The sequence below is a fragment of the Pseudomonas sp. SIMBA_067 genome (genome assembly GCF_046534675.1).
Taxonomy (GTDB): Bacteria; Pseudomonadota; Gammaproteobacteria; order Pseudomonadales; family Pseudomonadaceae; genus Aquipseudomonas; species Aquipseudomonas putida.
Window position 1 is genome coordinate 1 of the sequence record NZ_JAWRYH010000780.1, and the last position, 258, is coordinate 258.

The following is a 258-nucleotide window of genomic DNA, read 5'->3' on the forward strand; positions in this document are numbered from 1 at the left end:
CAGACGACGCGTCATGCCCATGAAGCCGAGCACGTAGAGCGGCACGAACGCGACGTAGAAGCCGACCTGCCAGAACCAGAACGCAGCCTTGCCGAGCTTCTCGTTCAGCTTGAAGCCGAACGCCTTCGGGAACCAGTAGTTGAAGCCCGCGAGATAACCGAACAGCACGCCGCCGATGATCACGTTGTGGAAGTGCGCGATCAGGAACAGGCTGTTGTGCAGCACGAAGTCGGCGCCCGGAATCGCCATCATCACGCC

Annotated in this window: 1 protein-coding gene; it reads right to left on the minus strand. The window is 60.9% G+C overall.

Annotated elements, in window-relative coordinates; all coding sequences use genetic code 11:
* The coding region (locus SB765_RS31310) for a cbb3-type cytochrome c oxidase subunit I (RefSeq protein ID WP_410932719.1) at positions 1-258 on the minus strand (258 nt) is incomplete at both ends.